Genomic DNA, 668 nt, shown 5'->3' on the forward strand with positions numbered 1-668 from the left:
GCTGGAGCTGGAGCTGGAGCTGGAGCTGGAGCTGGAGCTGGAGCTGGAGCTGGAGCTGGAGCTGGAGCTGGAGCTGGAGCTGGAGCTGGAGACGATGCTGGCTGATCTGTGCTTTCAAGCTGACACTTTGCACCACGAGCTTTTAATGCAGCGAGATATTTATCACCCGTTGCTTGATCTAGCTTGCCTTTCAGCACCACACGTTGACCTGAAAACATCTTTTCGATCTGTGCAGGATTAGCTTTAAATAACTGCGCAAGCTTAGCTTTACAGTCGTCTAAATCCGCACCAGGTTGTAACTCACCGTAGAAAGTTAATTCGAACATCGCCCACCTCTTTACTCTTCCCTATTCTTCTTATCGGCCTCTGCATGCCATACGCATACTTGATTTCGACCTTGTCTCTTTGCTTGCGCTAATGCTTGGTCAGCTTTAACGCTTAATTCTGAAAAATGCGCACACTCATGAAACTCAACCAAGCCAAATGAGACGGTTAACTTAACGCGCTGCGCTCTAAAATGAAGTGGCAACGACATAATCGTTTTACGCAACTTTTCCATCACTTGCTCAGCAACATCTATTTTCGTAACGGGCAGAATAAATATGAATTTCTCGCCGCCATAACGCGCAACAAAATCAGTCTTGCGCATACGCTCTTTAAGTTCTTTA

General features: G+C 46.7%; 1 protein-coding gene and 1 pseudogene. Both read right to left on the bottom strand.

All coding sequences use genetic code 11. The features are described from left to right. Positions 1–326, bottom strand: a pseudogene (locus tag A3738_RS30525) (hypothetical protein); the annotation flags it as partial. Between the two features lie 11 nt (positions 327–337). Beyond that, positions 338–668: GGDEF domain-containing protein (locus tag A3738_RS04170; RefSeq protein WP_156503941.1), on the bottom strand; the 331-nt coding region annotated here is incomplete at its 5' end.

Source organism: Oleiphilus sp. HI0066 (assembly GCF_001635725.1).